We start from the raw sequence: 2,168 nt of genomic DNA on the forward strand, positions 1-2,168 counted from the left end.
CCGGTGCCCCCGCCGACCCCGTGCCTCTGCCGCCCTCGCTTCAGGCTGAGGAACAGGTCGCCCGCGCCGAACTACTCGAAACCCTGGCCGACTACGACGACCACCTGCTGGAAGAACTGCTGGAGGATATTGCTCCCCCCGAAGACGAAATCGTCCGCGATCTCAAAATGGAGCTGGGGGCCGACCTGGTAGTGCCTGTATTCCTGGGCGTGGCCCTGGCCGACTACGGTGTGCGGCCCCTGCTCGATGCCCTGGTCAGAGAAGCTCCCGCCCCCGAGGTTACCCGCGACAATCGCGGCATTGCCTCAGGCGACGGCACCCTGGCCCAGGTGCTCAAAACCTACTACACCCCCCAGGGTGGCAAGCTGTCGCTGGTGCGAGTATGGTGCGGCGAACTGCAAGACGGCGATAGTCTCAATGGCGATTCCGGAACGGAGCACTTCGCGAATCGCATGGGCGGCCTCTACGACCTGATGGGCACGCAACAAACCAGCCTCAGCCGAGCCGAGGCCGGGCAGATTGTGGCCGTCGCCCGCCTGGAGGGCGCGCAAACCGGCGACACCCTCACCACCCACGGCGACCCCACTACCCTGCTGCCCCGTGCCCCGGTGATTGACCCGGTCTATGCCCTGGCCATTACCCCCGCCAAGCGCAGCGACGAGGTCAAGCTCAGCGCCGCTCTGACCAAACTACTCGAAGAAGACCCCTCTCTATTTTGGGAGCAGCACGGCGACACCCACGAGGTGATTCTCTGGGGCCAGGGCGATGTGCATTTGAGCCTGGCGATCGATCGCCTCAGCCGCAAATACAACCTGCCCATGACCACCCACCTGCCCCAGGTGCCCTACAAAGAGACCATTCGCCAGGCCAAAGATGCCGTGCACGGGCGCTACAAGCACCAGAGCGGCGGCCACGGTCAGTTTGGCGATGTCTATCTGTCGATTAAACCCCTGCCCCGGGGCAATGGCTTTGCCTTTGACAACACCATCGTCGGTGGCGTGGTGCCCAAGCAATATATTCCCAGCGTGGAAACCGGGGTGCGCGAATATCTCGACCATGGTCCCCTGGGTTTTCCGGTGGTGGATGTGGCGGTGACGCTGACCAACGGGTCGTACCACAACGTCGATAGCTCTGATATGGCCTTTAAGCAGGCTGCCCGCATCGCCATGCAGGAAGGGCTCGCCGCCTGCACCCCCACCCTGCTAGAGCCGATTGATCAGGTCGATATTTCGGTGCCCAGCATCTACACGGCCAATGTGCTAAAGCTGCTGAGCGGGCGACGGGGACAGATTCTCGGCTACGAAGCCAAGGCTGACTGGCCCGGTTGGGATGTGGTCACCGGGTACCTACCCCAGGCCGAAATGCAGACCCTGATTCTAGAACTCCGGTCGCTGACTATGGGTGTGGGCTTCTTTAAGTGGGTCTACGACCACCTCGACCCGGTGCCCGAGAAGCTGACCGATCGCATTTTGGCCAGCACCGGGGGCGATCGCTAACCCCATCTCACAGCTTAACGACCCAAAACCGGGTTTCTGACCGGGATGCTCAGAGTCATCTGACCCACGTCTCAGAAACCCGGTTTTTTGCCGTCGCCATGACTAAAGGCGAGTAGTTGCAACGTATTGACCAGACCGCCGCCGATAAGCCGAATTGACCTAATGACTACACCCGATGGGGTTGATTTGGCCACCTGCTCTGTCAACGGTCTTACAGTGAAGGCGGAGATGGCGACGGTACAATAGCAGATAGATGCCTTGGGATATGAGCCTGGTTCAAGCGACAGACCATCTTTATGTAGCGCGGGATGATGATTAAACCCATTACACTTCAGATCGATGCAGATGTCGCTGATGCGTTTAATCGAGCCTCTTCTAGTCAGCAGCAGGCCATGCAGACCATTGTGAGCTTGTGGCTAAAGCACATGGTGCAGCCAGATAACCTTGAAGTCATCACTCAGGAAATTCGCCAGGAAGCGGCTGTAAACGGTTTGACCACCTCTATTTTGGAAAATCTATTAAAGGATGACTAAGCTCAGATTGGTGCTAGATACCAATGTGCTGGTCAGCCAGGTAGGGTGGGCACTGCCCACCACCCACCTCATTCCCCTACATTCAACCCCTGCCCCACAACATCAACCTCCCCACATCCCCAATCCTCCGCATACATTC

General features: G+C 59.2%; 2 protein-coding genes. Both read left to right on the forward strand.

Annotated elements, in window-relative coordinates; genetic code table 11:
* A partial coding sequence (locus IQ254_RS30840) for an elongation factor G (protein WP_193969950.1) occupies positions 1-1,496 on the forward strand: 1,496 nt, incomplete at its 5' end.
* 308 nt (positions 1,497-1,804) lie between these two features.
* Entirely contained in the window at positions 1,805-2,029 is a 225-nt protein-coding gene (locus IQ254_RS30845) for a hypothetical protein (RefSeq protein WP_193969951.1), read from the forward strand.
* Positions 2,030-2,168: the final 139 nt, after the last annotated feature.

The organism is Nodosilinea sp. LEGE 07088 (assembly GCF_015207395.1).
Classification (GTDB): domain Bacteria; phylum Cyanobacteriota; class Cyanobacteriia; order Phormidesmidales; family Phormidesmidaceae; genus Nodosilinea.